Source organism: Stenotrophomonas sp. ATs4 (assembly GCF_051861585.1).
In the GTDB taxonomy this organism is placed as follows: Bacteria; Pseudomonadota; Gammaproteobacteria; order Xanthomonadales; family Xanthomonadaceae; genus Stenotrophomonas; species Stenotrophomonas maltophilia_AS.
In genome coordinates, this window is record NZ_JBLYPK010000007.1 from 293,022 (window position 1) to 316,042 (window position 23,021).

At 65.0% G+C, this 23,021-nt stretch carries 26 protein-coding genes and 1 tRNA gene; 14 read left to right on the forward strand and 13 right to left on the reverse strand.

Features of this window, described 5'->3' with window-relative positions; genetic code table 11:
• Positions 1-138: 138 nt before the first annotated feature.
• Positions 139-561: a pilin gene (locus tag ABR323_RS14715; protein ID WP_439449854.1), complete on the reverse strand. Its 423-nt coding sequence runs from the start codon at positions 559-561 to the stop codon at positions 139-141.
• Between the two features lie 350 nt (positions 562-911).
• On the opposite strand from ABR323_RS14715, the gene ABR323_RS14720 reads away from it, so the two are divergent.
• From ABR323_RS14720 to coaE, 3 genes are read left to right on the forward strand one after another with little or no spacing between them, the layout of a single operon-like run.
• On the forward strand, positions 912-2,171 hold the full coding sequence (locus ABR323_RS14720; RefSeq protein WP_439449855.1) for a type II secretion system F family protein: 1,260 nt from the start codon (positions 912-914) through the stop codon (positions 2,169-2,171).
• Positions 2,172-2,178: 7 nt separating this feature from the next.
• Positions 2,179-3,042 (forward strand): prepilin peptidase, encoded by an 864-nt coding sequence (locus tag ABR323_RS14725; RefSeq protein WP_046985453.1) that lies wholly within the window; start codon positions 2,179-2,181, stop codon positions 3,040-3,042.
• 11 nt (positions 3,043-3,053) lie between these two features.
• Positions 3,054-3,665, forward strand: coding sequence for a dephospho-CoA kinase (gene coaE / locus ABR323_RS14730; protein ID WP_439449856.1), 612 nt, complete (start codon positions 3,054-3,056; stop codon positions 3,663-3,665).
• A gap of 86 nt (positions 3,666-3,751) precedes the next feature.
• Here the strand turns inward: coaE and ABR323_RS14735 are convergent, their stop codons facing one another.
• The 6 genes from ABR323_RS14735 to rimK form a co-directional block, all read right to left on the reverse strand.
• Positions 3,752-5,119: a sensor histidine kinase gene (locus tag ABR323_RS14735; protein ID WP_135274886.1), complete on the reverse strand. Its 1,368-nt coding sequence runs from the start codon at positions 5,117-5,119 to the stop codon at positions 3,752-3,754.
• Entirely contained in the window at positions 5,082-5,759 is a 678-nt protein-coding gene (locus ABR323_RS14740; RefSeq protein WP_005410804.1) for a response regulator transcription factor, read from the reverse strand. Before ABR323_RS14740 ends, ABR323_RS14735 begins: the two co-directional genes overlap by 38 nt.
• Before the next feature lie 153 nt (positions 5,760-5,912).
• Positions 5,913-6,374, reverse strand: a complete 462-nt coding sequence (locus ABR323_RS14745; protein ID WP_135274887.1) for a hypothetical protein — start codon at positions 6,372-6,374, stop codon at positions 5,913-5,915.
• A gap of 102 nt (positions 6,375-6,476) precedes the next feature.
• On the reverse strand, positions 6,477-6,953 hold the full coding sequence (locus tag ABR323_RS14750) for a hypothetical protein (RefSeq protein WP_135274888.1): 477 nt from the start codon (positions 6,951-6,953) through the stop codon (positions 6,477-6,479).
• Between the two features lie 95 nt (positions 6,954-7,048).
• Positions 7,049-7,525, reverse strand: coding sequence for a hypothetical protein (locus ABR323_RS14755; protein ID WP_439449857.1), 477 nt, complete (start codon positions 7,523-7,525; stop codon positions 7,049-7,051).
• 246 nt (positions 7,526-7,771) lie between these two features.
• Positions 7,772-8,650 (reverse strand): 30S ribosomal protein S6--L-glutamate ligase, encoded by an 879-nt coding sequence (gene rimK / locus ABR323_RS14760; RefSeq protein ID WP_135274890.1) that lies wholly within the window; start codon positions 8,648-8,650, stop codon positions 7,772-7,774.
• A 166-nt stretch (positions 8,651-8,816) separates the two neighbouring features.
• On the opposite strand from rimK, the gene ABR323_RS14765 reads away from it, so the two are divergent.
• Both ABR323_RS14765 and ABR323_RS14770 read left to right on the forward strand, forming a co-directional pair.
• Positions 8,817-9,182: a hypothetical protein gene (locus ABR323_RS14765; protein ID WP_439449858.1), complete on the forward strand. Its 366-nt coding sequence runs from the start codon at positions 8,817-8,819 to the stop codon at positions 9,180-9,182.
• 79 nt (positions 9,183-9,261) lie between these two features.
• Complete coding sequence (locus ABR323_RS14770) at positions 9,262-9,684, forward strand: acyl-CoA thioesterase (protein ID WP_439449859.1); 423 nt, start codon at positions 9,262-9,264, stop codon at positions 9,682-9,684.
• Position 9,685: 1 nt separating this feature from the next.
• On the opposite strand, the gene ABR323_RS14775 is transcribed toward ABR323_RS14770, so the two are convergent.
• From ABR323_RS14775 to ABR323_RS14785, 3 genes are read right to left on the reverse strand one after another with little or no spacing between them, the layout of a single operon-like run.
• Positions 9,686-10,075: a hypothetical protein gene (locus tag ABR323_RS14775; protein WP_439449860.1), complete on the reverse strand. Its 390-nt coding sequence runs from the start codon at positions 10,073-10,075 to the stop codon at positions 9,686-9,688.
• Between the two features lie 31 nt (positions 10,076-10,106).
• The gene (locus ABR323_RS14780) at positions 10,107-11,288 is read right to left on the reverse strand and encodes a hypothetical protein (protein WP_439449861.1); all 1,182 of its coding nucleotides are present in this window, start codon (positions 11,286-11,288) and stop codon (positions 10,107-10,109) included.
• 39 nt (positions 11,289-11,327) lie between these two features.
• Positions 11,328-11,732, reverse strand: a complete 405-nt coding sequence (locus ABR323_RS14785) for a DUF805 domain-containing protein (RefSeq protein WP_439449862.1) — start codon at positions 11,730-11,732, stop codon at positions 11,328-11,330.
• Positions 11,733-12,029: 297 nt separating this feature from the next.
• Here ABR323_RS14785 and ABR323_RS14790 point away from each other — a divergent pair, with 297 nt between their 5' ends.
• Positions 12,030-12,767, forward strand: coding sequence for a hypothetical protein (locus tag ABR323_RS14790; RefSeq protein ID WP_439449863.1), 738 nt, complete (start codon positions 12,030-12,032; stop codon positions 12,765-12,767).
• 137 nt (positions 12,768-12,904) lie between these two features.
• On the opposite strand, the gene ABR323_RS14795 is transcribed toward ABR323_RS14790, so the two are convergent.
• Together ABR323_RS14795 and ABR323_RS14800 are read right to left on the reverse strand one after the other, a co-directional pair.
• Positions 12,905-12,978: transfer RNA gene (locus tag ABR323_RS14795), tRNA-Gly, on the reverse strand.
• A gap of 121 nt (positions 12,979-13,099) precedes the next feature.
• The gene (locus tag ABR323_RS14800; protein ID WP_439449864.1) at positions 13,100-14,953 is read right to left on the reverse strand and encodes an autotransporter outer membrane beta-barrel domain-containing protein; all 1,854 of its coding nucleotides are present in this window, start codon (positions 14,951-14,953) and stop codon (positions 13,100-13,102) included.
• 207 nt (positions 14,954-15,160) lie between these two features.
• On the opposite strand from ABR323_RS14800, the gene thiS reads away from it, so the two are divergent.
• From thiS to ABR323_RS14820, 4 genes are all read left to right on the forward strand, one after another.
• Complete coding sequence (gene thiS, locus ABR323_RS14805; RefSeq protein ID WP_046985464.1) at positions 15,161-15,361, forward strand: sulfur carrier protein ThiS; 201 nt, start codon at positions 15,161-15,163, stop codon at positions 15,359-15,361.
• Positions 15,362-15,514: 153 nt separating this feature from the next.
• Positions 15,515-16,309, forward strand: a complete 795-nt coding sequence (locus tag ABR323_RS14810; RefSeq protein ID WP_439449865.1) for a thiazole synthase — start codon at positions 15,515-15,517, stop codon at positions 16,307-16,309.
• Positions 16,309-17,043: a tRNA (guanosine(46)-N7)-methyltransferase TrmB gene (trmB, locus tag ABR323_RS14815; RefSeq protein ID WP_439449866.1), complete on the forward strand. Its 735-nt coding sequence runs from the start codon at positions 16,309-16,311 to the stop codon at positions 17,041-17,043. Before ABR323_RS14810 ends, trmB begins: the two co-directional genes overlap by 1 nt.
• 27 nt (positions 17,044-17,070) lie before the next feature.
• Positions 17,071-18,918: an SLC13 family permease gene (locus ABR323_RS14820; protein ID WP_439449867.1), complete on the forward strand. Its 1,848-nt coding sequence runs from the start codon at positions 17,071-17,073 to the stop codon at positions 18,916-18,918.
• Positions 18,919-19,124: 206 nt separating this feature from the next.
• Here ABR323_RS14820 and ABR323_RS14825 read toward each other — a convergent pair whose 3' ends face one another.
• Positions 19,125-19,460: a Rieske (2Fe-2S) protein gene (locus ABR323_RS14825; RefSeq protein WP_135274898.1), complete on the reverse strand. Its 336-nt coding sequence runs from the start codon at positions 19,458-19,460 to the stop codon at positions 19,125-19,127.
• Between the two features lie 178 nt (positions 19,461-19,638).
• Here ABR323_RS14825 and ABR323_RS14830 point away from each other — a divergent pair, with 178 nt between their 5' ends.
• The 4 genes from ABR323_RS14830 (at position 19,639) to ABR323_RS14845 (ending at position 22,818) form a co-directional block, all read left to right on the forward strand.
• Positions 19,639-19,920, forward strand: coding sequence for a hypothetical protein (locus ABR323_RS14830; RefSeq protein ID WP_135274899.1), 282 nt, complete (start codon positions 19,639-19,641; stop codon positions 19,918-19,920).
• Between the two features lie 75 nt (positions 19,921-19,995).
• On the forward strand, positions 19,996-20,712 hold the full coding sequence (locus tag ABR323_RS14835) for a fumarylacetoacetate hydrolase family protein (RefSeq protein ID WP_135274900.1): 717 nt from the start codon (positions 19,996-19,998) through the stop codon (positions 20,710-20,712).
• 55 nt (positions 20,713-20,767) lie between these two features.
• A complete protein-coding gene (gene mscL, locus ABR323_RS14840; protein WP_439449868.1) occupies positions 20,768-21,172 on the forward strand; it encodes a large-conductance mechanosensitive channel protein MscL in 405 nt (134 codons plus the stop codon).
• A gap of 224 nt (positions 21,173-21,396) precedes the next feature.
• Positions 21,397-22,818 carry a M28 family peptidase gene (locus ABR323_RS14845; RefSeq protein WP_012481115.1) on the forward strand — a complete coding sequence of 474 codons (1,422 nt, stop codon included), beginning with the start codon at positions 21,397-21,399 and terminating at the stop codon, positions 22,816-22,818.
• Positions 22,819-23,021 lie beyond the last annotated feature (203 nt).

Genomic DNA, 23,021 nt, shown 5'->3' on the forward strand with positions numbered 1-23,021 from the left:
TGATCCAGCAATCCCCATTGCTGCGTGCTGACCGGGATTCGTACTCCAGTCAGCACAAGGCCCGCCGAAGCGGGCCTTGTGTCTACTCACGAGAGCTTAGGTCAAACCTAAACTACCAAGCCTCGTGGGCCTGAAGGATTACTTACAACCCTTCGGAATGAACTTGGCATCAACAGTCGTGGTCTCACAAACGAAACCACCCGCCACTGCTGCATCGCCTTCACCAGACGCTTGCGTGTACTTCAGCGCAATCGTGGAATCCTTACCAATACGGCCCGGATCGCGGATGGTGCACTTCATGCCACCTTCCGTCACGTCGATAGCGCTGCAGCTACCGGTTTCCTTGCTCTGGAAGCCAGCGGTTGCCAGCGTCGGCTTGTTGCCGTTGCTGATTTCCATCTCAAACTGGGTCTTGTGCGAGGCCAGGTCGGCCAGCGCAGCGGTGACCTTCGACTTCGAGGTGTAGTCCTGGTAAGCCGGCAGTGCGATGGCAGCCAGGATGGCGATGATCGCGACGACGATCATCAGTTCGATAAGGGTGAAGCCCTTCTGGTTCTTCATTGGTACATCCCCAAGATAGTGGTGGTTGAGTTCAGTGCACGGGATCGGACCGGACAGTGCCGGTTGAGCGGGCCCCATACCCTGCGGGTGGATCAACGCAGGTTGCGTGCCAACCCCGGCACGCCTCCCCCTGGATTTCCCCGCGCCCATGATGGCAGCAATTTCACGGATGGGAACCCCCCGCATCCGAATCTGCGATGGACGCGGCAATGTGACGCAGTACGTCACCTTTGGCCGGCCGCCGGCACGAAATTGCAATCCGGCCTGCCCGCCAACTGCCCAGACGGCAATGAACCGGCTACCATCGGCGACTGGATGCCTGCCTGGGGATGGCGGGCCGGGGAGCCAACATGTCTGTCAGTCGCAGTGCGATCAAGAAAGAACCGGTGGCGCGTGCCACCATGGAACTGCAGCCGTTTGTCTGGGTGGGGACCGACAAGCGGGGCGTGAAGATGAAGGGCGAGCAGTTGGCCAAGAACGCCAACCTGCTGCGTGCCGAGCTGCGCCGCCAGGGCATCAATCCAGGCCAGGTCAAGCTGAAGTCGAAACCGTTGTTCGGCGCCGCCGGCAGCGCCATCAAGGCCAAGGACATCGCCTTCTTCAGCCGGCAGATGGCCACGATGATGAAGTCCGGCGTGCCGATCGTATCGTCGCTGGACATCATCGCCAGCGGGCACAAGAACCCGCGGATGAAGAAACTGGTGGACACCATCCGCACCGACATCGAGGGCGGCTCTTCGATGTACGAAGCCATCAGCAAGCACCCGGTGCAGTTCGACGAGCTGTACCGCAACCTGGTGCGGGCCGGTGAAGGCGCCGGTGTGCTGGAGACCGTGCTGGATACGGTGGCCACCTACAAGGAAAACATCGAAGCGCTGAAGGGCAAGATCAAGAAGGCGCTGTTCTACCCGATCATGGTGGTGGTGGTGGCCATGCTGGTCAGCGGCATCATGCTGGTGTTCGTGGTGCCGCAGTTCGAGGACGTGTTCAAGAGCTTCGGCGCCGAGCTGCCCGCCTTCACCCAGATGGTGGTGAACCTGTCACGGTTCATGGTGACATGGTGGTGGCTGATGCTGTTGGCGGCAATCGGCACCGCGGTCGGCCTGGTCATGGCCTACAAGCGCTCGCCGAAGATGCAGCATGCGATGGACCGGTTCGTGCTGAAGGTGCCGGTGATCGGGCAGATCATGCACAACAGCGCCATCGCCCGCTTCTCGCGCACCACGGCGGTGACCTTCAAGGCCGGTGTGCCGCTGGTGGAGGCGCTGGGCATCGTGGCCGGCGCCACCGGCAATACCGTGTACGAAGAGGCGGTGCTGCGCATGCGCGACGACGTCTCGGTCGGCTACCCGGTGAACATGTCGATGAAGCAGACCAACCTGTTCCCGCACATGGTCATCCAGATGACCGGCATCGGCGAAGAGGCCGGTGCGCTGGACGCCATGCTGTTCAAGGTGGCCGAGTACTACGAGCAGGAGGTCAACAATTCGGTGGATGCCCTGAGCAGCCTGCTGGAACCAATGATCATGGTGTTCATTGGTACCATTGTTGGCGGCATGGTGATTGCCATGTACCTTCCCATCTTCAAACTCGGCGCCGTCGTCGGATAACACATACATGGCTTTTCTCGACCAGCATCCCGGCCTCGGCTACCCCGCCGCGGCCGCCCTGGGACTGCTGCTGGGCAGTTTCCTGAACGTCGTCATCCTGCGCCTGCCCAAGCGGCTGGAGTGGCAGTGGAAGCGCGATGCGCGCGAAGTCCTGGAGGAACCGGACTTCTATGAACCACCCCCACCGGGGATCGTGGTCGAGCCGTCGCACTGCCCGCACTGCAAGCACAAGCTGAGCTGGTACGAGAACATCCCGCTGTTCAGCTGGATCATCCAGGGCGGCAAGTGCCGCCACTGCAAGGCGCCGATCTCGCTGCAGTACCCGCTGGTGGAGGCGCTGACCTCGGTGCTGGTGCTGGCCTGCGTCTGGCAGTTCGGCTTCGGCTGGCAGGGCTTCGGCGCCATCGTGCTGACCTGCTTCCTGATCGCCCTGTCCGGCATCGACCTGCGCACGCAGCTGCTGCCCGACCAGTTGACCCTGCCGCTGATGTGGCTGGGGTTGATCGGCAGCATCGACAACCTGTACATGCCGGCCAAGCCCGCCCTGGTGGGTGCGGCGGTGGGCTATCTGTCGCTGTGGACGGTCTGGTGGCTGTTCAAGCAGCTGACCGGCAAGGAAGGCATGGGCCACGGCGACTTCAAGCTGCTGGCGGCGCTGGGTGCCTGGTGCGGGCTGAAAGGCATCCTGCCGATCATCCTGCTGTCGTCGGTGCTGGGCGCCATCATCGGCTCGATCTGGCTGTACAGCCGGGGCCGTGACCGTGCCACCCCCATCCCGTTCGGGCCCTATCTGGCCATCGCCGGTTGGCTCTACTTCATGTGGGGTGCGCCACTGGTGGAGCAGTACATGGTGATGAGCGGGCTGCGCTGAGGGGAGTCCCCATGAGCCGCTATGTGGTTGGCCTGACCGGCGGCATCGCCTCCGGCAAGAGCGAAGTGACCCGGCGCTTCGAAGCGTTGGGGATCGTGGTGGCCGACGCCGATCTGGCCGCACGCGCGGTGGTGGCTACCGGCAGCCCGGCCCTGGACCGCATTGCCGAGCGCTTCGGCGCCGACATGCTGCTGGCCGATGGCAGCCTGGACCGGGCCCGGCTGCGCGCCCACGTCTTTGCCGACCCGGCTGAGCGGGCGGCGCTGGAAGCCATCACCCACCCGGCCATACGCCTGCTGATGCAACAGCAGTGCGAGCAGGCCGCCAGCCCGTATGCGATCGCTGCCATACCGCTGCTGACCGAGGTCGGTGGGCGGAAGGCCTACCCGTGGCTGGACCGGGTGCTGCTGGTGGATGCACCCGAGGCCGTGCAGCATGCGCGATTGATGCGGCGCGATGGTATCGACGCCGCACTGGCCGACCGGATGATCGCCGCCCAGGCCAGCCGCGCGCAGCGGTTGGCGCTGGCCGATGATGTGGTGATCAACGATGGGCAGCCGGAGGACCTGCAGGTGCAGGTGGAACAGCTGCATGCGCGGTATCTGGGGTTGGCCGGGAGTTGAGGTCTGGTTGCCGGCCAGCGGCCGGCACTACCGAAATACATCCACGCATGGCGTGGATCTACTGTAGAGCCGGGCCCATGCTTCGCTTACAACGGCTTCGGCGAGAACGTCAGGGTGGCGATCACGCCACGCTGGCCGCCGGGACGCACGCTCACCTGCCAGCCGTACAGGTCGCACAGGCGGCTGACGATCGACAGGCCGATGCCGCCGCCCTGCGAATGGCCGGCATGCGTACCGCGGTAGCCCCGCTGGAACAGCTTGGCCGCGTCTTCCTCGCTCAGGCCCGGGCCGCTGTCGGTCACCGACACCGAATTGGTGCCGACAAACACGCGCACTTCGCCGTCCTGCGAGTACTTCACGGCGTTGCCGATCAGGTTGCCCAGTGCCACCGACAAGGCCGCCTCGGGCGCATCGATCACCAGATTGCGCTCGCCTTCCAGCAGCAGCTCCAGCGGCTTGCCACCCAGCTGCGCGCGATGCGCGTCCAACAGCTGCTCGGCTACGCGGGCGACGTTGCTGGTGCCCTGCCCGCGCTCGTTGCGCGACAGCAGCAGCAACGCGCCGATCAAGTCACTGCACTGCTGCTCTGCACGCTGGATGCGCTGCAGGCGCTGCAGCACCTTCTCGTCCAGGCCGGGCCGGGTCAGCAGCAGCTCGGTGGCGCCACGGATCACCGCCAGCGGCGTGCGCAGCTCGTGGCTGACGTCTGCATTGAACTCACGGTCGCGCTGCACCACTTCGGTCAGCCGCGAGGAATAGTCGTCCAGCGCCTGTGCCAGCTGCCCCACTTCGTCGTCGGGGAAGCGTGGTGCCAACGGCTCGGGATCACTGGTGCCGCCACGGTAGGCGCGCAGCCGCGCGGCCAGGTCCGACACCGGCTTCATCACCTTCGACGCCGACCACCAGCCCAGCACCAGCGACAACACGCTGAACACCAGCACCGACAGCACCAGCGCGCGGTTGAGCTGCTTGCCGCCGCGCACGCTGTCGGTCATGTCATAGGCGAGGAAGAACCAGGCGTCAGGCGTCTTGCGTACCGCCAGCTTGTACGAATACGCCTCGCCGTGTTCGTCACCGCTGACGCTATGGATGCCATCGGAGAAGCCCGCCCATTGCGCGCGCTCCTCGCGCACCCGGTCGAACTTGTCCTTGGAGTAGGCATACGCCCGGATCTGCAATACCGGCGCATCCGGGTTGTGGCCCGGGTGCTCGTAATAGCGGCGGGCATATTCATCGATGTTTCGGTTCATCAGCTCTTCCACCAACTGGTTTTCCACGCGAAGGCGGGCCCAGTTGGTGGCGAACGCGAACAGTGTTGTCAGGCAGAAGCCCAACAACACGAACGACACGATGATGCGGCTGCGCAGGCGTCGCCGATACGGCGTGCGTCGGCGCTCCCCTTTGGCTGCCACGGAATCAGGCTTCCGGGGTGGCGATGCGGTATCCGATGCCATGGCGGGTCTGGATCAGCGGCACTTCGAACGGCTTGTCGACCACCGCGCGCAGGCCATGGATATGCACGCGCAGCGAATCCGAATCGGGCAGTTCCTCGCCCCAGACGCGGGTTTCCAGTTCCTGGCGGGTGACAACGGCCGGGGCCGCTTCCATCAACGCCTGCAGGATCTTCAGCGCGGTCGGGTTGAGCTGCAGCAGCTTGCCCTGGCGGCGCACTTCCAGCGTATCCAGGTTGTATTCCAGGTCGCCGGTTTCCAGCACACGGGTCTGCACGCCCTTGCCACGGCGCGACAGGGCATTCAGACGCACTTCCACTTCCTGCAGCGCGAACGGCTTGATCAGGTAGTCATCAGCACCGGAATCGAAACCGGCCAGCTTGTTGTCCAGCGAATCACGAGCGGTCAGCATCAGCACCGGGGTCTGCTTGCGCGCTTCATTGCGCAGCTTGCGGCACACTTCGATGCCGTCCATGCCGGGCAGGTTGAGGTCCAGCACGATCGCGTCGAACTCGTGCACCACGGCCAGGTGCAGGCCGGTTACGCCATCGGCCGCGAAGTCCACGGTGTGGCCGCGATCTTCAAGGTAGTCGCCAAGATTGGCGGCGATGTCGCTGTTGTCTTCGATTACGAGAATGCGCACTGGGACCTCTGGTTCTTGAAGGGTCGTCGGGGGGCCAGGCCCACCCCTGCAGGATGGACCTGCAGAAGTGGACGCGACGTCTACCTGCTGAACGATACAGGTTCCATTCTTAACATTTCGTACCGGCGCCGCGACGCCGGCACCTGTTACCGGTCAGCGGCTCGTGCGCTGCTGGTCGGTCATCGCGCGGCGGCTCTCTTCCTGGGCCTTGCGGCGTTGGGCCACGGTCAGGCAGACGCTCTGCGGCATGTTGCTGCCGGTCAGGCGCTCGCGGCGGCAGATCATGCGGCTGTCGGCCTGGGCACGGGTCATGATCGTATTGACGATCTCCTGCTCGTTGAAGACGTCGTTGCGCTCCTGCGGCGCAAGCTCATCGACCTTCTCGCGGCCATTCATCTTGATCTTGATGCGGTTCAGCGCCTGCTGCACCCGGCTTTTGTCTTCCAGGCCGATCTCGCTGTAATCCTCGCTGCCCAAGGCCGTTTCGACGTGGCGGATCTGCTCGGCGACCGGCGTGGCCGTGTCCATGCGCACGGCGGGCTTGTCAGCCTTGGCATGTGCGGTGGCAACCAGGCCCAGGGACAGCATCAGGGCCAGCGTGGTCTTGCGGTACATAACGCACTCCAGGTTCTTCCATGAATGGGGGCCAACTTTACGACTCCGCCGGAGCGCCCACAAGGGACGCTCGGCAGGGTGACCGTTGGCGATGCCGTGCGATCAGGAACCAGGCTTGAAGTTGTTGAAACGCTGGGTGTCGTTGAGCGACTTGCGACTGTCTTCCTGCGCCCTGCGGCGCTGAGCGACGGTCAGGCAGACACTCTGCGGCATGTTGCTGCCGGTACTGCGCTCGCGACGGCAGACCATGCGGCTGTCGGCGTGGGCCCGGGTCATGATCGTGTTGATCACTTCCTGGTCGTTGAAGATCTGGGTCTGGTCATGCGGGCTGAGCTGGTCCACGCGTTCGTGGCTGCCCAGCGCCAGCTTGATCCGCCCCAGCGCCTGCTGCACCCGGCTTTTGTCCTCCAGGCCGATCTCGCTGTAATTCTCTGAGCTGATCGCCTTTTCGACGGTCTGGATCTGCTCGGCCACCGGTGCTTTGGCGTCGAACTTCACTTCACTCTTTTCAGACTTCGCCTGCGCAGTTGCGGCCAGGCCCAGGCACAGCACCAGGGCCATCGGGGTCATGCGTTGCATCACTACCTCCATGTTCGTCCGTGATTGAACTGCTGGAAACGGGTGCCTACCGAGGCGTCCATGCGGATCGTCCGGAAGGATGCAGGACACGATGGTCAGCGCCCTGAAGGTGGCACGAGATTGCTATAGCTTCGCTGGTCGTTGATCAGCGCCTTGCCCTTCTCTTCGATCCGGCGCCGCTCGGCCACGGTCAGGCAGCGGCCTTTGGGCATGTTGCTGCCGGTGCTGCGCTGGTAGGTGCAGATCTGGCGGCTGTCGTCATGGCCACGGGCCAGCAGGGTGTTGATCTGCTCCTGCTCGTTGAAGACATCGGCCTGCACCTGCGGCGGCAGTTCCTGCACGGTCTGGCGATCGCCCATCCGCTGGCGGATCCGCTCCAGAGACTGCTGCACGCGACCTCGGTCATCAATGGACAGCTCGGCGTATTCAGGGGTACCCAGGGCCGTTTCCACCTGGTGGATCTGCTGGGCTACCGGCGCCTGCCGGTCCATCTGCATGGCGGTCTTCTCGGCCTTGGCGGATGCAACGCCAGACAGGCCCAGCAACAACGCGATCATTGTGATGCGGTACATCACCAGCCTCCGATCCATCCAGGAACGATGGCGGTCACTCTACGGCCGTCACACCGCCTCCACAAGTTACCTTCGGCAGGCACAAAAAAAACCCAGGCGGTGCCCCCGCCTGGGTTTGAAGTTGTATCCCGATACCGATCCTGCTGAGAGGCAGAGCTGCGGTTCGCTGAAGGCTACGCCGGCGCCGATTAAAGGCGTGTTAAAGCTGATCTCATTTGCCCATGAGAATCACAAGAAACTGAATTATCAGGTTTTTTTCAGCTTTTCGACGTGTTCAATGATGCGCGTCGCCACGTCCACCCCACACGCCGCCTCGATCCCCTCCAGGCCCGGCGTCGAGTTGATTTCCAGCACCAGCGGCCCGCGCGCGGAGCGGATCAGATCCACCCCACACACCGACAGGCCCAGCGCCTTGGCCGAGCGCACCGCCACCTGCTGCTCGGCGCGGCTGGCCTTGGCCGCCACTGCCGTACCGCCAGCATGCAGGTTGGAGCGGAAGTCGCCCTCCGGCGCCTGCCGCTGCATCGAGGCCACCACCTGGTCGCCCACCACGAAGCAGCGCAGGTCGGCGCCCTTGGCCTCGCCGATGAACTCCTGCATGAGGAAGTTGGCGTACAGGCCGCGCAACGCCTCGACGATGCCGCGCGAGGCGCTGGCCTTTTCGGTGAGGATCACGCCACGGCCCTGGGTACCTTCGTTGAGCTTCACCACGTGCGGCGGCGGGCCCAGCATGGACAGCAGGTCGACGGTGTCATCGGGGTTGTCGCCGAACACGGTGACCGGCATGTCGATGCCTTTGGCCGCGAGCAACTGGTGGGCGCGCAGCTTGTCGCGCGAACGCAGGATCGCGTCGGACGGATTGGGCGTGCGCGCCCCCATCAGTTCGAACTGGCGCAGCACGGCGGTGCCATAGCGGGTGATCGAGGCGCCGATGCGCGGGATGACCATGTCCACACCGGTCATTGGCCGGCCCTTGTAATGCATCGAGAAGCCATCGGCAGCGATGCGCATATAGCAGCGCAATGGGTCGAGGATGCGCACGGTGTGGCCGCGCCCGCGCGCAGCTTCGACCAGCCGGCGGGTGGAGTACAGGGTGCTGTTGCGGGACAGGATGGCGAGCTTCATCGCGGCAGGATCGGACGGCAGGCGCGCAGCATAGCGCGGGCGTGTGGCGGGTGGATGATGCCGTGCAGACAGCTGCATCTGCGGGCCTGGCGGGGCTGTGCGAAGATGCCGCTGCCGGCCACTGGACAGGACACGGCCGGTTTACACACCTCAAGGAGAACCACAGATGCGAATGGGAATTCCGCTGTTGTTGCTGTTTGGCCTGGTGGGGGGCGCCGCAGATGTGCAGGCTGCACCGACCCATGCAGTCTCCCGGCTCTACTTCGATGCCAACAACACCCTGATCGGCCAGGGCCTGCGCTACTGCACAGGCAAGACACAGCACCAGGGCGTTGCCTCACACGCCAATACCCGCTGGATCGATGTTTCCTACGCCTGCCAGGGCGACTCGACCGACGTTTCCTACGGCGGCTGGGTACCTGCCCAGCTGCGGCAGGACTTCTGCACGCTGTATGACGCCTGCACGTCACTGATGCCGTGGCCGGAACCCGGCCTGCCCGGCACCCTCGGCAACGGCTTCTACTCTGACTGACAGCCGGTAGCCGCCGCACCGTCTCCGGCGATGGCCGCACTGTCGCCGGAGAATCCACCCACTACGCCCCGGAGACTTCATGCCGCTGACGATCCTTCCGCGCTTCTCCGAAGTGGATGTACTCGGCCACGTCACCAACACCGCCCTGCCCGTCTGGTTCGAGGAAGGCCGCCAGGAGATCTTCCGGCATTTCAGTCGCGAGGCCAGCATGCGCGACCTGACGCTGATCCTGCGCCGCTACGAGATCGACTTCCTGAAGCAGATACAGGCCGGACACGAAGTGCGCATCGAGACCCGCATCGAGAACATCGGCCGCTCCTCGCTGTCGATCGTGCAGGAGGCGTTCCAGTTCGAGGCTCTGGTGGCCAACGGGCGCTGCGTGATGGTGCATTTCGACTACACAACCAACGCCTCACGCGCGATCGATCCGGAGCAGCGCCGGGCGTTGTCGGGGCTGTTTACCGAGGAGTATGCGCAGCTGATGCAGGCGGCAGGCACATGAGTCATCCGCACTCAGTACTGCCCGCAGCCCATTTCTTCAACTTCTCCAGCTCTTTCCCGGCATGCATCTTGGTATACAACGTGACCGTCGTGATGCCTTCCACTTCCTTGAGCACGATCACCTTGTAGATCTGGGTACCCACTCCTGATGCCCCCTGGACGATCCTGGCTTCCTTCAGATCGTTGTAGTTCTGCACGTCGTTGATTGCCTGGCCAACAGGCAGGAGCTGCACAGGACGGCACTCCTCCATTGCTGCAACAATCTGCTTCAGCGTCATCTGGTATCCCTGATCGAGCGTAAATGCCGAGGCATACTCCGGTCGCTCCAGCTCTTTGGGACTGGTCGCGCAGCCGACCAGGGTTGCCGCGATCACCAACGAAAGACGACGCATGCCGGAACCTCCTTGTTTGATTCGACGCAGTCTAACCTGTGACTGACAACCACTGATCAGCCTGGGGCAGGCGCAACGAGAAGCGTCCTTCGCGGACACGCACGGCCAGTGCGGTTTCCCGCCATTCCACAGGCAGGGCGAGTGCCGTGTGTGGCGTGGGGATGCGTGTGATCGCTTCGAACGTCCATTGTTCCTCATAGGCTTCGCAGTGGAGCGCCCCCTCATCGTCAACCGCGATGACATTGATCCAGGCTCCACTCCGGGCCTTGCCGCTGCCGCCCATGGCATGGCGGCCGACGGCCTGCCAACGCCCTTGCCAGTGGACGAGCCATACGCCCTCGATGGGACGCAGATCCCCATCAAGCACACTGCCCGCCACCACCACGCATCGCCCGGATGGGCTGGTGACCACCGTCTCCAGATCGCAGGCGTGGCGGTCACTGGGCTCGCCATCAAGACAGAGCGCGTACGGGCAGATGCGCGCGAACAAGGTCGGATGCGCGGTCAGGCGCAGGTCGTCTGGAAGCAGCGGGATGGCCTGCAGCACCCGTGCATCAGGCAGGACATGCCGCAATGCCTGCGGCAACCCGGCGGCCAGCGCCGGATGCTCCTGTTCCAGCCATAGACCTCGACAGGGGCGCAGCGTGGTCAATCGACTGGGAAGATCCCGCAACCACATCGCGGCTTCGACATCCCCGCCAAGCTGCCGGCGCTCGTGCAGTTCCTGCCAGAACAGGCTGGGAACAATCGCCTGCAGGTGCATCACGCTCTTGTCCGCTTCGTCGTAGACGATCACGGCTTCACTGCGATCAATGTAGCCACTGGCCACACGCAGCGCGCTTCCCGCCAACGCCTGCCACTCGCCACTGGCATCGTGGCTGCCTCCGGTGGATACGCCCTCGACAATGGCGCCATCGCGCAGCATCTGGGTGCCGTAGGCCGGCCCTCCCATGCCCAGCTCGCCCCAATCCAACAGGACATCATGCGTGGGCGGCCGGGTGGCAAAGGGCAGCTTCGCCCGCGAGCGCAGCAGTGCGCCGCCTGCGGCATCACCGACCAGATCGAAGCGCTGCAGCACGCCGCCCACTGCAAGGCACGCGGCAAGGGCGACAACCACGCCCAGCGGCGACCACCAGGCCACGCAGATGGCGACCAGGACCAGGAACGGCAGCCACTGGGTGAAACGGCGGAGAGCGATTCGATCAACGGTCATGCGGGCATCGTGGCTGCGACTGCGCACCAGAACGCTGATTCAAGCGCCCGGCACTCCAGGCATTCCGCCGAATCGATTTTCTTCCTCGTTGCCCGGCAGCAGCATGACAGGGAACAGAACGAATACACCCAACGGGATGAAGGCGATCACGACGAACCAGCCCGACTCGTCGATGTCATGAAGTCGTCGAACAGCCAGGGCCAGCATCGGCGGGAGGAGGACGATGACAGCGCCAACCGTCATGACACCTCCCAGCGTCCGGAAGGGCTCGACGGCCTCCCAATCGAGCAGCACGATGCCCGTCAGCCAGTATCCGCCGTCCATCAAGGTGTAGCTCACTGCCACCACAAGCGCAGCAAGCAGGGAGTACGACCAGAACTCCTGCCTATTGGACCGCCCTGAAAAATCAAAGCAACGCCTGATGGGCACAAGTGCGGCAATCATTCACGCTCCGGGCAGCGGACGATGGGGAGTCAACGGTTAACGATCTTTTAGCATCCCCAAGCCCAGCACCAACTGAACCCTGCGGCCAGGCGGCTCGAGCAGACAGCGGAGGTTGCCTGAGCCGGCCGCGGCAGCCGCGCAGCCATAGACCAGGTGCGAGCTACCGCACATTTCCATGACCGTGAGCATTCTGAATCGAATCACTGGCTTGCCGAAGTGGCGGATTGGTTGAGTTCCAGTTTTCCAGAATGACGCTTCTGCTAGCGTCATTGCTCACTCATGGATTTGAGGTTCTGCATGGCTGCGATTTCCTTTTCACTGTTGGTTGCACTGCTTTCCGCCCAGGCATCGGTAGCCCCCGGCGCGGAACGTGAATACACCGGGCACGTGGGAACGTCCTCGATCGGGCCGGGTATCTGCGACCCCGGAATGGACATGCTGCCGAACGGCGGAGGGGTGCTGATCCGGCGCTGTGGCAAGAATGGTACGGTCGCGGGAGTCGGCAGCAATATCGATGATGCGACGGCCAACACGAATGGACTGCTTGCCGTTGCCGAACAGGGCCTTGTCTGCGGCGTCTCCGCGCGTGATCCCTATGTCAGCATCGCGGCACCCGGTGTGGGTATCAAGGGGCAGTGCGGTTCCCACTCCCTTTCCGCATACGGCTTGACGACCACCACTGCCGGGCGGAATCTGCTTGAACTGGCCATCAACCTGGCTGCGACCCAGGCCTGGTGCAACGTTGATTACTACTACGGCGCCGCACACGGTTACAGGTATCCCTACAGCTGCAATCGCACAGGACAGGCCTGGAGCGTGGCTGGCATTGGCTCCAGCGTCGATGATTCAAACGCGATTGCAATGCGTCTTGTAAAGAAGTCATCCGAAACAGGCAAGCACTGCTATTTCGACAATGCCGAATTGAATGGCGTCGTGTTCCGCGCATATCTGCATTGCAATGGGACGAGCTATACCGGATTCGGGAGTTCGGTAACGTCAGCGGCGAATGACGCGGCGGTGCAAGCAGGCGCATAAGCCACTCGGGCTGTGGTTCGAAGGAGCCACAGTCCAGCTTACTGGGGAAAGAGGTTCCGGCGCTGCCGCCACACGCTGGACTTCGGTGTGGTTCAACGATTGCGCCGCGTCTGCTTGGGGTGAATACCCTGGAGACATGGAGCGGGCGAAGGGAATCGAACCCTCGTCAGTAGCTTGGGAAGCTACAGCTCTACCATTGAGCTACGCCCGCATTGCGGATGAAAGTCTATGCGGAGCGGCCGGTGTTGCGCAATGGTGGCCGGTGCATCCTGCCAAGCAGCAACGGGGTCAGAGCCCTTTCCTTGCGGAAAGGGATCCGACCCCGTTCTGGATCAGAAGCTGCCGCTGACGGTGGCGAAGACCGAGGCATCGCGGGCGCGCTTCTGCGCAGCCGTGGTGCTCAGGCCAACGTTGCCCTGCAGGCCGAACAGGTCCATGCGCGCACCCAGAACGGCGGTGGCGTAGTTCTTGTCGAAGTCCAGGCCCGGCACGCGGTAGCTGCCCAGTTCCGGCAGGGTCTGCAGCCAGGCGCTGGCCTGCTTGGTGTCTTCGAACTCGTGGTCGTAGGTCACCTGCACGTAGGGCTTGACGGTGCCGCCATCGAAGCGGGCCTGCCAGCCGACGCGGCCGACGGTCGAGTCGACGTTCTGACGGTCGTAGCCCAGCGCGGTGGCCATGGTGCCGGCCGAAGCGCTTTCGGTGTAGCCGTCGATCTTGACCTTCTGCCAGATCACCGAAGCGATCGGGCCGTGGCGGAAGCCACCTTCGGCGCCGAACTCGTAACCGGCGTTCAGAGCAGCGGTCAGGTTGCTGCCGTCCGGCGAACCACCGTGTTCGCGGGTGGCCGGGCCCAGCTGGACCTTGCGGTTCACGTCATACGACAGCCAGGTGTAGCTGACCTGGCCGTTGACCCAGACGCGGTCGCCGTACCATGCCGCGAACAGGCCGGCGGTGGTGTCCTTCTGGGTGAAATCGCCACGGCTGTTGCCGAAGTCGGCATTCAGGCGGCCGAAGCCGGCGAAGCCGCCGACCACCACACCGTCGCGTGCCCAGTCGATACCGAACAGGCCAGCCGGAGCGAGGCCGTCATACAGGTCTGCGTGGTCATAGCGCTGCAGATCGCCACGCACGCCACCCCACCACGACAGGCCATCGGCCGGACGGGCGCCGAGATGGTTGCTGACCTGGTCGGCACGCGAACGGCCGACCGTCTGTGCCGAGTGGCTCAGCACCTGCTGCAGGCGCGGCGCTTCCAGCACCGAAACGGCGTACTGGCCCAGCAGCTGGTGACCGGTCACGGTCGGATGCACGCCGTCGGCAAACAGGTAGGTCTGGTAGGCATCCGGGCTGACATAGCTGGTCGGGTTGCAGCCGATGATGCTTGCGGTGGTGTCGGCCGGGTTGATCTTGCAGGCGGTGCCGGTGACGTTGGTGAAGCCGTACATGCCGGGGTTGGCAGTCACTTCACGCAGGATGCTGAAGGTATCGAGCGGGATGAACTCGATGCCGGCCTGCTTCAGGCCGCCGTACAGCGCCTTGTTGTAGCCCACCGACATGGCGGTGGCCGACGCCGCGTTGGGACCGCGGAACTGCGGGGTGATGCCCACGTCCGGCAGGTTCGGCACCAGCACGTACTGGGCGCCGGCCTGCTTGAGGGCGCCGACCAGCGCGATCTGGTCGGTGACCGCCGCGCCGATGATGCCCTGCACCTGGGCCGGCGGCGCGCCCGCGCCGGCAGCACCGGCCGCGGCGAACAGGTCGTTGGCGCCGCCCCAGACGGTGTACAACGCGTTGCGGTCGGCCTTGCCGCCGTTGGCGGCGAGGTAACGGGCCGCCTGCGACTTCAGCGACGGGATCGGGCCGAGGCCACCGCTGCCTTCAACCGACACGCGCGCACCGCCCACGGCATAGTTGTCGCCGTTCTGGCCGTTGCCGTTCGGATCCTTGTTGAGGCCATAGTAGTTGGCGATCTGCTGCGACCACACCCAGCCCGGGTTGGTGGTGAACTGGCCGGAAAGCCCCTGGGTGGCCGGCGGCAGCAGCGGGCGGAAGTAACCCGCGTCGGTCAGGCTGTCGCCGAAGAACACGGCCTTCGAATACGGGTTTTCGCCTGCCATGGCCGGAAGCGCGGCCAGCGCGATCGCGGCCGCCATCAGGGAGCGGATCGGGTGTTTGCTGAGCTGCATGTAGAAACTCCTGTGGGGAAAATAGAGATGAATCCGGCGCACGTACGCCGGCGCACGGTGAATGGTTTCACCGTGCCGCCGTTTGCTCACGCTGCGCCGCCGCATGAATTGTCGCCTGATCGCCTGACAGCATGCTGTGCCAGCGTTGGCGTCCTGAGGAAGTTGCAAGCATTCCGATCCTGGCAGGCCATCGGCGACAATGCGCGGATGAACATCCAGCTCAATGGCGAACCCCGCACCCTGCCCGCTTCGGCGACCCTCCACGACCTGCTCGAGGCCGAGCAGCTGCTGCAGCGCCGGGTGGCGGTGGAGGTCAACGGCGAGATCGTCAGCCGCAGCCGCCATGGCGAACATGCGCTGGCCGAAGGCGACGTGGTGGAGATCGTGCACGCGCTGGGTGGGGGTTGAGACCTGCCCGGGTAGTGCCGGCCGCTGGCCGGCAATCCGGCGCTGTCCAACGCCCCGCATCTGCCGGCCAGCGGCCGGCACTACCCACATCGATCCACGGCCGGCACGCCATCGCGTGACCCCATCTTCAGGCGGATAAGCGATAATCGCGCCATGAACGTTCAAGTCTCCCCCGATTCGCTGGTGATCGCCGGCAAGACCTATGGCTCGCGGCTGCTGACCGGCACCGGCAAGTTCAAGGATCTGGAAGAAACCCGCCTGGCCACCGAGGCAGCGGGCGCCCGGATCGTCACAGTGGCCATCCGCCGCACCAACATCGGGCAGAACCCGGGCGAGCCGAACCTGCTCGACGTGCTGCCGCCGGACCGCTACACCATCCTGCCCAACACTGCCGGCTGCTACACCGCCGAAGATGCGGTGCGTACCTGCCGCCTGGCCCGTGAACTGCTGGACGGCCACAACCTGACCAAGCTGGAAGTGCTGGGCGACCAGAAGTCGCTGTACCCGGACGTGGTGCAGACCCTCAAGGCCGCCGAGCAGCTGGTCAAGGACGGTTTCGAGGTGATGGTCTATACCTCCGACGATCCGATCCTGGCCAAGCGCCTGGAAGAGATCGGCTGCGCTGCGGTGATGCCGCTGGCCGCGCCGATCGGTTCGGGCCTGGGCATCCAGAACAAGTACAACCTGCTGCAGATCATCGAAGACGCCAAGGTGCCGATCATCGTCGACGCTGGCGTGGGCACCGCGTCGGATGCGGCGATCGCGATGGAACTGGGCTGCGATGGCGTGCTCATGAATACCGCCATTGCCGGCGCGCGCCACCCGGTGCTGATGGCCAGCGCGATGCGCAAGGCCGTCGAAGCCGGCCGCGAGGCGTTCCTGGCCGGGCGCATCCCGCGCAAGCGCTACGCCAGTGCATCGTCGCCGATTGACGGGTTGATCGGCTGATGACCAATCCTTTCGACAGCGCCGGCTCCAAGGCCCCGCCCAAGCCCTTCACCGTCAGCGAAGGCCGCCGCGAAGTCCGCAGCTTCGTGCTGCGCCAGGGCCGCTTCACGCCCGCCCAGCAGCGCGCGTTCGACGAGCGCTGGCCGCGTTTCGGCCTGGACTACACCGGCCAGCCGCGTGACCTGGACGCGACCTTCGGCCGCCCCGCGCACAAAGTGCTGGAGATCGGTTTTGGCAACGGCGCGGCCATTCGCTTCGCCGCCGAGCACGATCCGTCGCGCGACTACATCGGCATCGAGGTGCACGCCCCGGGCGTGGGCCGCCTGCTGAACGCGCTGGCCGATGACAACGCCGACCACGTGCGCCTGTATCACCACGATGCGGTGGAAGTGCTGCAGAACGAGATCGCCGATGGCGCGCTCGATGAAGTGCGCATCTATTTCCCGGACCCGTGGCACAAGAAGCGCCACAACAAGCGCCGCCTGCTGCAGCCGGCGTTCGCGGAACTGATCGTGCGCAAGCTGCGCCCCGGTGGCCGCCTGCATTGCGCCACCGACTGGGAAGACTATGCCGAGCAGATGTGGGACGTGCTCGACGCCACTGCTGGCCTGGTCAATCGTGCCGGTCCGCGTGGCAGCGTGCCGCGCCCCGACTGGCGGCCGCAGACCCACTTCGAGACCCGCGGCCAGAAGCTCGGCCATGGTGTCTGGGACCTGTTGTACGACCGCACCTGATGATCGCCTGAGGACGCTGCGCCCCACATGGATACCGCGCTGACGCTGACCAACGACATGAAGCTCGTACTCGGGCTGGTCGGCTTCACGATGGCAATGTTCCTGTTCGAGCGCATCCGCGCCGACGTGGTCGCGTTGGTGGTGCTGGTGGTGCTGGGCGTGACCGGATTGATCGCGCCAGAGGAAATCTTCGGCGGTTTCTCCGGTAACGCGGTGATGAGCATCATCGCCACCACCATCCTCGGTGCGGGCCTGGACCGCACCGGCGCGCTGAACCGGCTGGCCGCCTGGCTGCTGCGCCGCGGCCATGGCGTCGAACAACGGCTGCTGATGATGACCACGGCCATCGCCGGCCTGAACTCGTCCTTCATGCAGAACCCGTCGGTGATGGCGCTGTACCTGCCGGTAGCGTCGCGACTGGCGGCGCGCACCGGGCTGACCATGCAGCGCCTGCTGCTGCCAATCTCGGCGGCGATCGTGATGGGCGGCGCGCTGACCATGGTCGGCAACTCGCCGCTGATCCTGCTGAACGATCTGCTGGCCTCGGCCAACAACAACCTGCCTTCGGGCCTGGCCACCATCGAGCCGCTGCGCATGTTCGCGCCGCTGCCGATCGGCGTAGCGCTGCTGATCGCCTCGTTGCTGTACTTCCGCTACTACGGCGACCGCAAGCTGGTGGAAGAAGAAAGCCTGGTCAACGACGGGGTCACTCCGGCACGCACCGAAAGCTACTTCGCCAAGACCTATGGCATCGAAGGCGATGTGTTCGAACTGGTGGTCAGCGCCGAAAGCCCGCTGGTAGGCATGACCCTGGGCGAGGCCGAAAACCTGCACGACGCGCCGCTGCTGCTGGCGCTGAAAACCGGCAACGACACCCGCCTGGCACCGCCGGCGGAGATGCGCATCTGGGTCGGCAGCGTGTTGGGGGCGATGGGCCCGCGCGAGCAGATCCACGATTTCGCACAGAACCAGTTCCTGCGCATGTCCTCGCGGCTGAAGCACCTGGGTGACCTGTTCAATCCCAGCCGTGCCGGCATTTCCGAAGCGGTGGTGCCACCCACCTCGAATGTGATCGGCAAGAGCGCGGCCGACCTGCGCCTGCGCAAGGAGCGCGGCATCAGCCTGCTGGCGATCAACCGCGACAAGCAGGTGATCCGCGAGGACGTGCGCGACGTGCAGCTGCGTGCCGGCGACATGCTGGTGTTCCACAGCATCTGGACCGATCTGGCACAGGCCGCCAAGAGTCGCGACTTCGTGGTGGTGACGGACTACCCGACCGGCGAACAACGCCCGCACAAGTTCAAGATCGCGATGGCGATCTTCGCGTTGACCATCCTGATCGCGCTGACCAGCAAGCTGCCGGTGGCGCTGACCCTGATGACCGGCGTGGCCGGCATGCTGTTGACCGGCGTGCTGCGCATGGACGAGGCCTATGCCTCGATCAACTGGAAGACGGTGTTCATGATGGCCGGGCTGATCCCGCTCGGCTGGGCGATGGACTCCAGTGGCGCGGCGGCGTGGGTGGCCGGCCACACCATCGACAAACTGCCCACCGGCATCCCGGTGTGGGTGCTGGAAGTGGCGCTGGCGCTGCTGACTACGGCGTTCTCACTGGTGATCAGCCATGTGGGCGCAACCATCGTGATGGTGCCCATTGCGGTGAACCTGGCGCTGGCGGCGGGTGGCAACCCGACCGCGTTCGCGCTGATCGTGGCGCTGTCGGCGTCCAATAATCTGATGACGGCCTCCAACCCGGTGATTTCGATGATCACCGGCCCGGCCAACTACACCCCGCGCGAGATGTGGCGGGTCGGCGGCCCACTGTCGCTGATCTACACCTGCGTGGTGGTGCTGATGATCAACCTGATGTTCTGAGGGTTGGGTTTGTTGGCAGGGCTGCGCCCTGCACCCGCAGAAGCCGAAGCAACAGCAAAAGCGGGTTTCCTGGGGGATGGCGGGGCGGGTGCGGCTGTTGGTGGGTGTCGACCTTGGTCGACACAGTAGATCCACGCCATGCGTGGATGAATCTCTGGATACCCATTGATCCTGTGGGTGCCAACCTTGGTCCGCACACCGATGCCTCAGGCCAGGTAGACCTGCCCATCGCGGATATCGACTGGCACCGCACGCAGGCGGTCGCCCTTGCAGGGACCGGCGATGCAGTCACCACTGTCCAGGGCGAACGAGGCGCCATGCGCGGCGCAGACCAGATGGCCTTCGCGGCTTTTCAGGAACTGGCCCGGGGCCCAGTCCAGGCGGCGGCCGGCATGCGGGCAGATGTTCAGGAACGCCCGCACCTGCACGCCGTCGCGGTAAAGCACCAGCGACTCTGCATCGCCATCGACCACTGCCTCGACCTCGGCAAACGCGCCATCGGCAATGGCATCAAGGGCGATCAGGGCAGCAGCGGCAGTCATGGCGAAGGCTCGGACAGTAAACCCGCATTGTCGCATGCCCACTCAGGTGACTGGCTGCAACATGAACACAAGTCATTGATTCGTAATAAGCACAGGCTATATTTAACGAGTTTTTCACTCAATGACAGTGGCGCGTCCCGATACTCTGGTTTCGCTGATCCCAGCTTATCGAGCCGCCATGTTCAATCGCGCATCCGCCTTCAACCAGTTCCGCACCCTGTTCGCGCCGCGCAAGCCGCGTCACCCGCTGGTGCGCGTTGCCGTGGGCCTGCTTGGCCTGGCAATCCTGGCCGCGATGGTGTTCATCGGCGTGTTCGTCGGTGCGGCGATGATCCTGGTCGGCCTGGCGTGGAAGTTGTTGGCGTCGCGTAAGCCGGTCAATGCCCGTCCGCTCGACCCGAACGTGGTCGAGGGCGAGTTCCGCGTGGTGCGCAAGCCGGTGCTGCCGGCCTCGCACTGATCTACGCGCTCCGCGCCCGCTGACGGCGGGCGCCATGCGTTCTAGACTGCGGGCATGCCCTTCCTGGATGCCCGCATGTCCGATGTCTCCGATGTGATCCCTGCCGTAGCCCAGCCGCGTGTGCCGGTGGTGGGTGGCGGCAGCTTCCCCGTGCACCGCATTTACTGCGTCGGCCGCAACTTCGCCGACCATGCCCGCGAAATGGGCGCGGCGGTGCCGGCGGCCGATGACCGTGGCCGCCCGATGTTCTTCAGCAAGCCGGCCGATGCGATCGTGGTCGGCCACGACGATGCCATCCCCTATCCTCCGGCAACGGCCAACCTGCACCACGAGGTGGAGCTGGTGGTGGCGATCGGCCGCGATGCGCCCGCCGGCGAACTGGCCACGGCTGATGCCGAGGCGTTGGTCTATGGCTATGCGGTGGGACTGGACCTGACCCGCCGCGACCTGCAGGCCGCTGCCAAGGACAAGGGCCATCCGTGGGATGCGGCCAAGGGCTTCGATGCCTCGGCGCCGATCAGCGAGATCGTCCACGCCGAGGAAGTCGGCGACCTGGCCGCCCTGAACCTGTCGCTGGAGGTCAACGGCGAAGTGCGTCAGCAGGCGCTGCTCGACCAGATGATCTGGAACGTACCGGAGATCCTGCATGAGCTGTCCAAGCTGTGGCAGCTGCGTGCCGGCGACCTGGTGTTCATGGGCACCCCGTCCGGGGTGGCCGCGCTGAAGCCCGGCGACCGCTTCAGTGCCCGCCTGGAAAACGTGGCCGAGCGCCACGGCGTGATCGCCGGCTGACATCACCTGCGCTACCCTGCGCGCTGTCCACTTCCCCCACCGGAGAAAAACAACAATGGGAATGCTCACCGAGTTCAAGGAATTCGCGATGCGCGGCAACGTCATCGACCTCGCCGTCGGCGTGGTGATCGGCGCGGCCTTTGGCAAGATCGTGACCGCGCTGGTCGAGAAGATCATCATGCCGCCGCTGGGCATGCTGATCGGCAAGGTGGATTTCTCGCAGTTGGCGTGGACGTTGTCACCGGCCAGCATCGGTGCCGACGGCAAGGAAATCCCGGCCGTGGTGATCGGCTACGGCGACTTCATCAATACGCTGATCCAGTTCGTGATCGTGGCCTTCGCCATCTTCCTGGTGATCAAGGTGATCAACCGCCTGTCGCGCAAGCAGGACGCCGCTCCGGCCGCTCCGGCCGAGGAAGTGGTGCTGCTGCGCGAAATCCGCGACAGCCTGAGGAAATAAGAGGGTAGCGCCGGGCCATGCCCGGCGGAACGCCATCTTGCCGCTGCGCTCGCCGGGCATGGCCCGGCGCTACCGCAACAGCACACGAAAGCCCCGCCCCGGCGGGGCTTTCGCTTTGCTGGTCGTGGCGGAAAACAGCGTTCGCGCCAGCCATGACCTCCCGCCCATGCGCAGGCCTGAACGACTGTTAAGCTCCAAGGCTTGGTCCCTTCCCGGAGCTGTCCATGCGTCGCCGCGTCCTTGCCATCGCATCCTCCCTCGCCCTGCTGGCCGCCCCGGCCTTCGCGGCGCCGCACACCACCACCCTGCCCCCGGCCTCGCTGGCCACCGCCGCGCAGCTGCGCGACCAGGCGCTGGCCGACGACACCGGCTGGAAGGTGGTCGAGTCACTGACCACCGAAATCGGCCCGCGTATCGCCGGCAGCGAAGCCGACGCCCGTGCCGTGGCCTGGGCCGAAGCCAAGTTCAAGGCACTCGGCTTCGACAAGGTCTGGAAGGAACCGGTGACCTTCCCGAAGTGGGAGCGCCGCAGCGAACACGCCGCCGTGACCGGCAGGAATCCGCAGCCGCTGCAGATCACTGCGCTGGGCGGCAGCCCGGGCGGCACCGTTGAAGCCGAAGTGGTCCGCTTCGCCGACCTGGCCGCACTGCAGGCCGCACCGGCCGGTTCGCTGAAGGGCAAGATCGCCTTCGTCGATTACCAGATGCTGCCGTTCCGCGATGGCCGCGACTATGGCCGTGGCGGCGCGATCCGCAGCAAGGGCCCGTCCGAAGCGATCCGCAAGGGCGCAGTCGGCTTCCTGATGCGCTCGGCCGGTACCGACTCGCACCGCGTGCCGCACACCGGCATCACCCGCTTCGACGACGGCCTGACCCCGGTGCCATCAGCAGCACTTTCGGTGCCTGATGCCGACCAGCTGGCCCGCCTTCTGGCGCGTGGCAGCACCACGGTGAAGGTGGCGCTGGATTGCGGCTGGGATGGCACGGCAACCTCGTACAACGTGATCGGCGAGATCACCGGCCGCAGCCTGCCAAAGGAAGTGGTGGTGATCGGCGGTCACCTGGATTCGTGGGACCTGGGCACCGGCGCGGTGGATGACGGCGCGGGCGTGGGCATCACCATGGCTGCGGGCCATCTGATCGGCCAGCTCAAGCAGGCGCCGAAGCGCACCATCCGCGTGATCGCCTTCGCCAACGAAGAACAGGGCCTGTACGGCGGCAAGGCCTATGCCGAAGCGCACGCCAAGGACGTGGCCCTGCACCAGCTGGCCGCCGAGAGCGATTTCGGCGCTGGCCGCATCTACGCGTTCAATACCGGTTCGCCGAACCCGGAAGGTTCGCGCGAAGCGACCAAGCAGATTGCCGAAGTGATGAAGCCGCTGGGCATCGAATACCAGGCCGACAAGGGTGGCCCGGGCCCGGACGTCGGCCCGCTGGCCGCCAAGGGCGGTGCATGGGCGTGGTTGGCGCAGGATGGCTCAGACTACTTCCACCTGCACCACACCGCCGACGACACGCTGGACAAGATCGACCCGAAGGCGCTGGCGCAGAACGTAGCCGCGTATACCGTGTTCGCGTACCTGGCGGCGGAAGCCGATGGCAGTTTCGGCAGCGAGGCCAAGGCGACCACGCCGCCGAACGAATGATGCGGTAGCGCCGGGCCACGCCCGGCGAGTGCAGCGGCAGAAGCGGTGCGAACCCAGGTTCGCACCCACCACAGCAGATTCTGTATCGGTAGCGCCGGGCCATGCCCGGCGAGCGCAGCAGCGGAAGCGGTGCGAACCCAGGTTCGCACCCACCACAGCAGATCCTGTATCGGTAGCGCCGGGCCATGCCCGGCGAGCGCAGC

What these genes read in the sequence shown, in the direction of transcription:
- ABR323_RS14735 (WP_135274886.1), bottom strand. Translation starts at nt 5,119, where the DNA reads ATGGCATCGGATACCGCATCGCCACCCCGGAAGCCTGATTCCGTGGCA.
- ABR323_RS14750 (WP_135274888.1), bottom strand. Translation starts at nt 6,953, where the DNA reads ATGCAACGCATGACCCCGATGGCCCTGGTGCTGTGCCTGGGCCTGGCC.
- mscL (WP_439449868.1), top strand. Translation starts at nt 20,768, where the DNA reads ATGGGAATGCTCACCGAGTTCAAGGAATTCGCGATGCGCGGCAACGTC.
- ABR323_RS14720 (WP_439449855.1), top strand. Translation starts at nt 912, where the DNA reads ATGTCTGTCAGTCGCAGTGCGATCAAGAAAGAACCGGTGGCGCGTGCC.
- ABR323_RS14785 (WP_439449862.1), bottom strand. Translation starts at nt 11,732, where the DNA reads ATGATTGCCGCACTTGTGCCCATCAGGCGTTGCTTTGATTTTTCAGGG.
- ABR323_RS14825 (WP_135274898.1), bottom strand. Translation starts at nt 19,460, where the DNA reads ATGACTGCCGCTGCTGCCCTGATCGCCCTTGATGCCATTGCCGATGGC.
- trmB (WP_439449866.1), top strand. Translation starts at nt 16,309, where the DNA reads ATGACCAATCCTTTCGACAGCGCCGGCTCCAAGGCCCCGCCCAAGCCC.
- ABR323_RS14725 (WP_046985453.1), top strand. Translation starts at nt 2,179, where the DNA reads ATGGCTTTTCTCGACCAGCATCCCGGCCTCGGCTACCCCGCCGCGGCC.
- ABR323_RS14775 (WP_439449860.1), bottom strand. Translation starts at nt 10,075, where the DNA reads ATGCGTCGTCTTTCGTTGGTGATCGCGGCAACCCTGGTCGGCTGCGCG.
- ABR323_RS14820 (WP_439449867.1), top strand. Translation starts at nt 17,071, where the DNA reads ATGGATACCGCGCTGACGCTGACCAACGACATGAAGCTCGTACTCGGG.
- ABR323_RS14770 (WP_439449859.1), top strand. Translation starts at nt 9,262, where the DNA reads ATGCCGCTGACGATCCTTCCGCGCTTCTCCGAAGTGGATGTACTCGGC.
- ABR323_RS14845 (WP_012481115.1), top strand. Translation starts at nt 21,397, where the DNA reads ATGCGTCGCCGCGTCCTTGCCATCGCATCCTCCCTCGCCCTGCTGGCC.
- ABR323_RS14745 (WP_135274887.1), bottom strand. Translation starts at nt 6,374, where the DNA reads ATGTACCGCAAGACCACGCTGGCCCTGATGCTGTCCCTGGGCCTGGTT.
- ABR323_RS14765 (WP_439449858.1), top strand. Translation starts at nt 8,817, where the DNA reads ATGCGAATGGGAATTCCGCTGTTGTTGCTGTTTGGCCTGGTGGGGGGC.
- ABR323_RS14830 (WP_135274899.1), top strand. Translation starts at nt 19,639, where the DNA reads ATGTTCAATCGCGCATCCGCCTTCAACCAGTTCCGCACCCTGTTCGCG.
- coaE (WP_439449856.1), top strand. Translation starts at nt 3,054, where the DNA reads ATGAGCCGCTATGTGGTTGGCCTGACCGGCGGCATCGCCTCCGGCAAG.
- thiS (WP_046985464.1), top strand. Translation starts at nt 15,161, where the DNA reads ATGAACATCCAGCTCAATGGCGAACCCCGCACCCTGCCCGCTTCGGCG.
- ABR323_RS14780 (WP_439449861.1), bottom strand. Translation starts at nt 11,288, where the DNA reads ATGACCGTTGATCGAATCGCTCTCCGCCGTTTCACCCAGTGGCTGCCG.
- ABR323_RS14790 (WP_439449863.1), top strand. Translation starts at nt 12,030, where the DNA reads ATGGCTGCGATTTCCTTTTCACTGTTGGTTGCACTGCTTTCCGCCCAG.
- ABR323_RS14755 (WP_439449857.1), bottom strand. Translation starts at nt 7,525, where the DNA reads ATGTACCGCATCACAATGATCGCGTTGTTGCTGGGCCTGTCTGGCGTT.
- ABR323_RS14800 (WP_439449864.1), bottom strand. Translation starts at nt 14,953, where the DNA reads ATGCAGCTCAGCAAACACCCGATCCGCTCCCTGATGGCGGCCGCGATC.
- rimK (WP_135274890.1), bottom strand. Translation starts at nt 8,650, where the DNA reads ATGAAGCTCGCCATCCTGTCCCGCAACAGCACCCTGTACTCCACCCGC.
- ABR323_RS14810 (WP_439449865.1), top strand. Translation starts at nt 15,515, where the DNA reads ATGAACGTTCAAGTCTCCCCCGATTCGCTGGTGATCGCCGGCAAGACC.
- ABR323_RS14835 (WP_135274900.1), top strand. Translation starts at nt 19,996, where the DNA reads ATGTCCGATGTCTCCGATGTGATCCCTGCCGTAGCCCAGCCGCGTGTG.
- ABR323_RS14715 (WP_439449854.1), bottom strand. Translation starts at nt 561, where the DNA reads ATGAAGAACCAGAAGGGCTTCACCCTTATCGAACTGATGATCGTCGTC.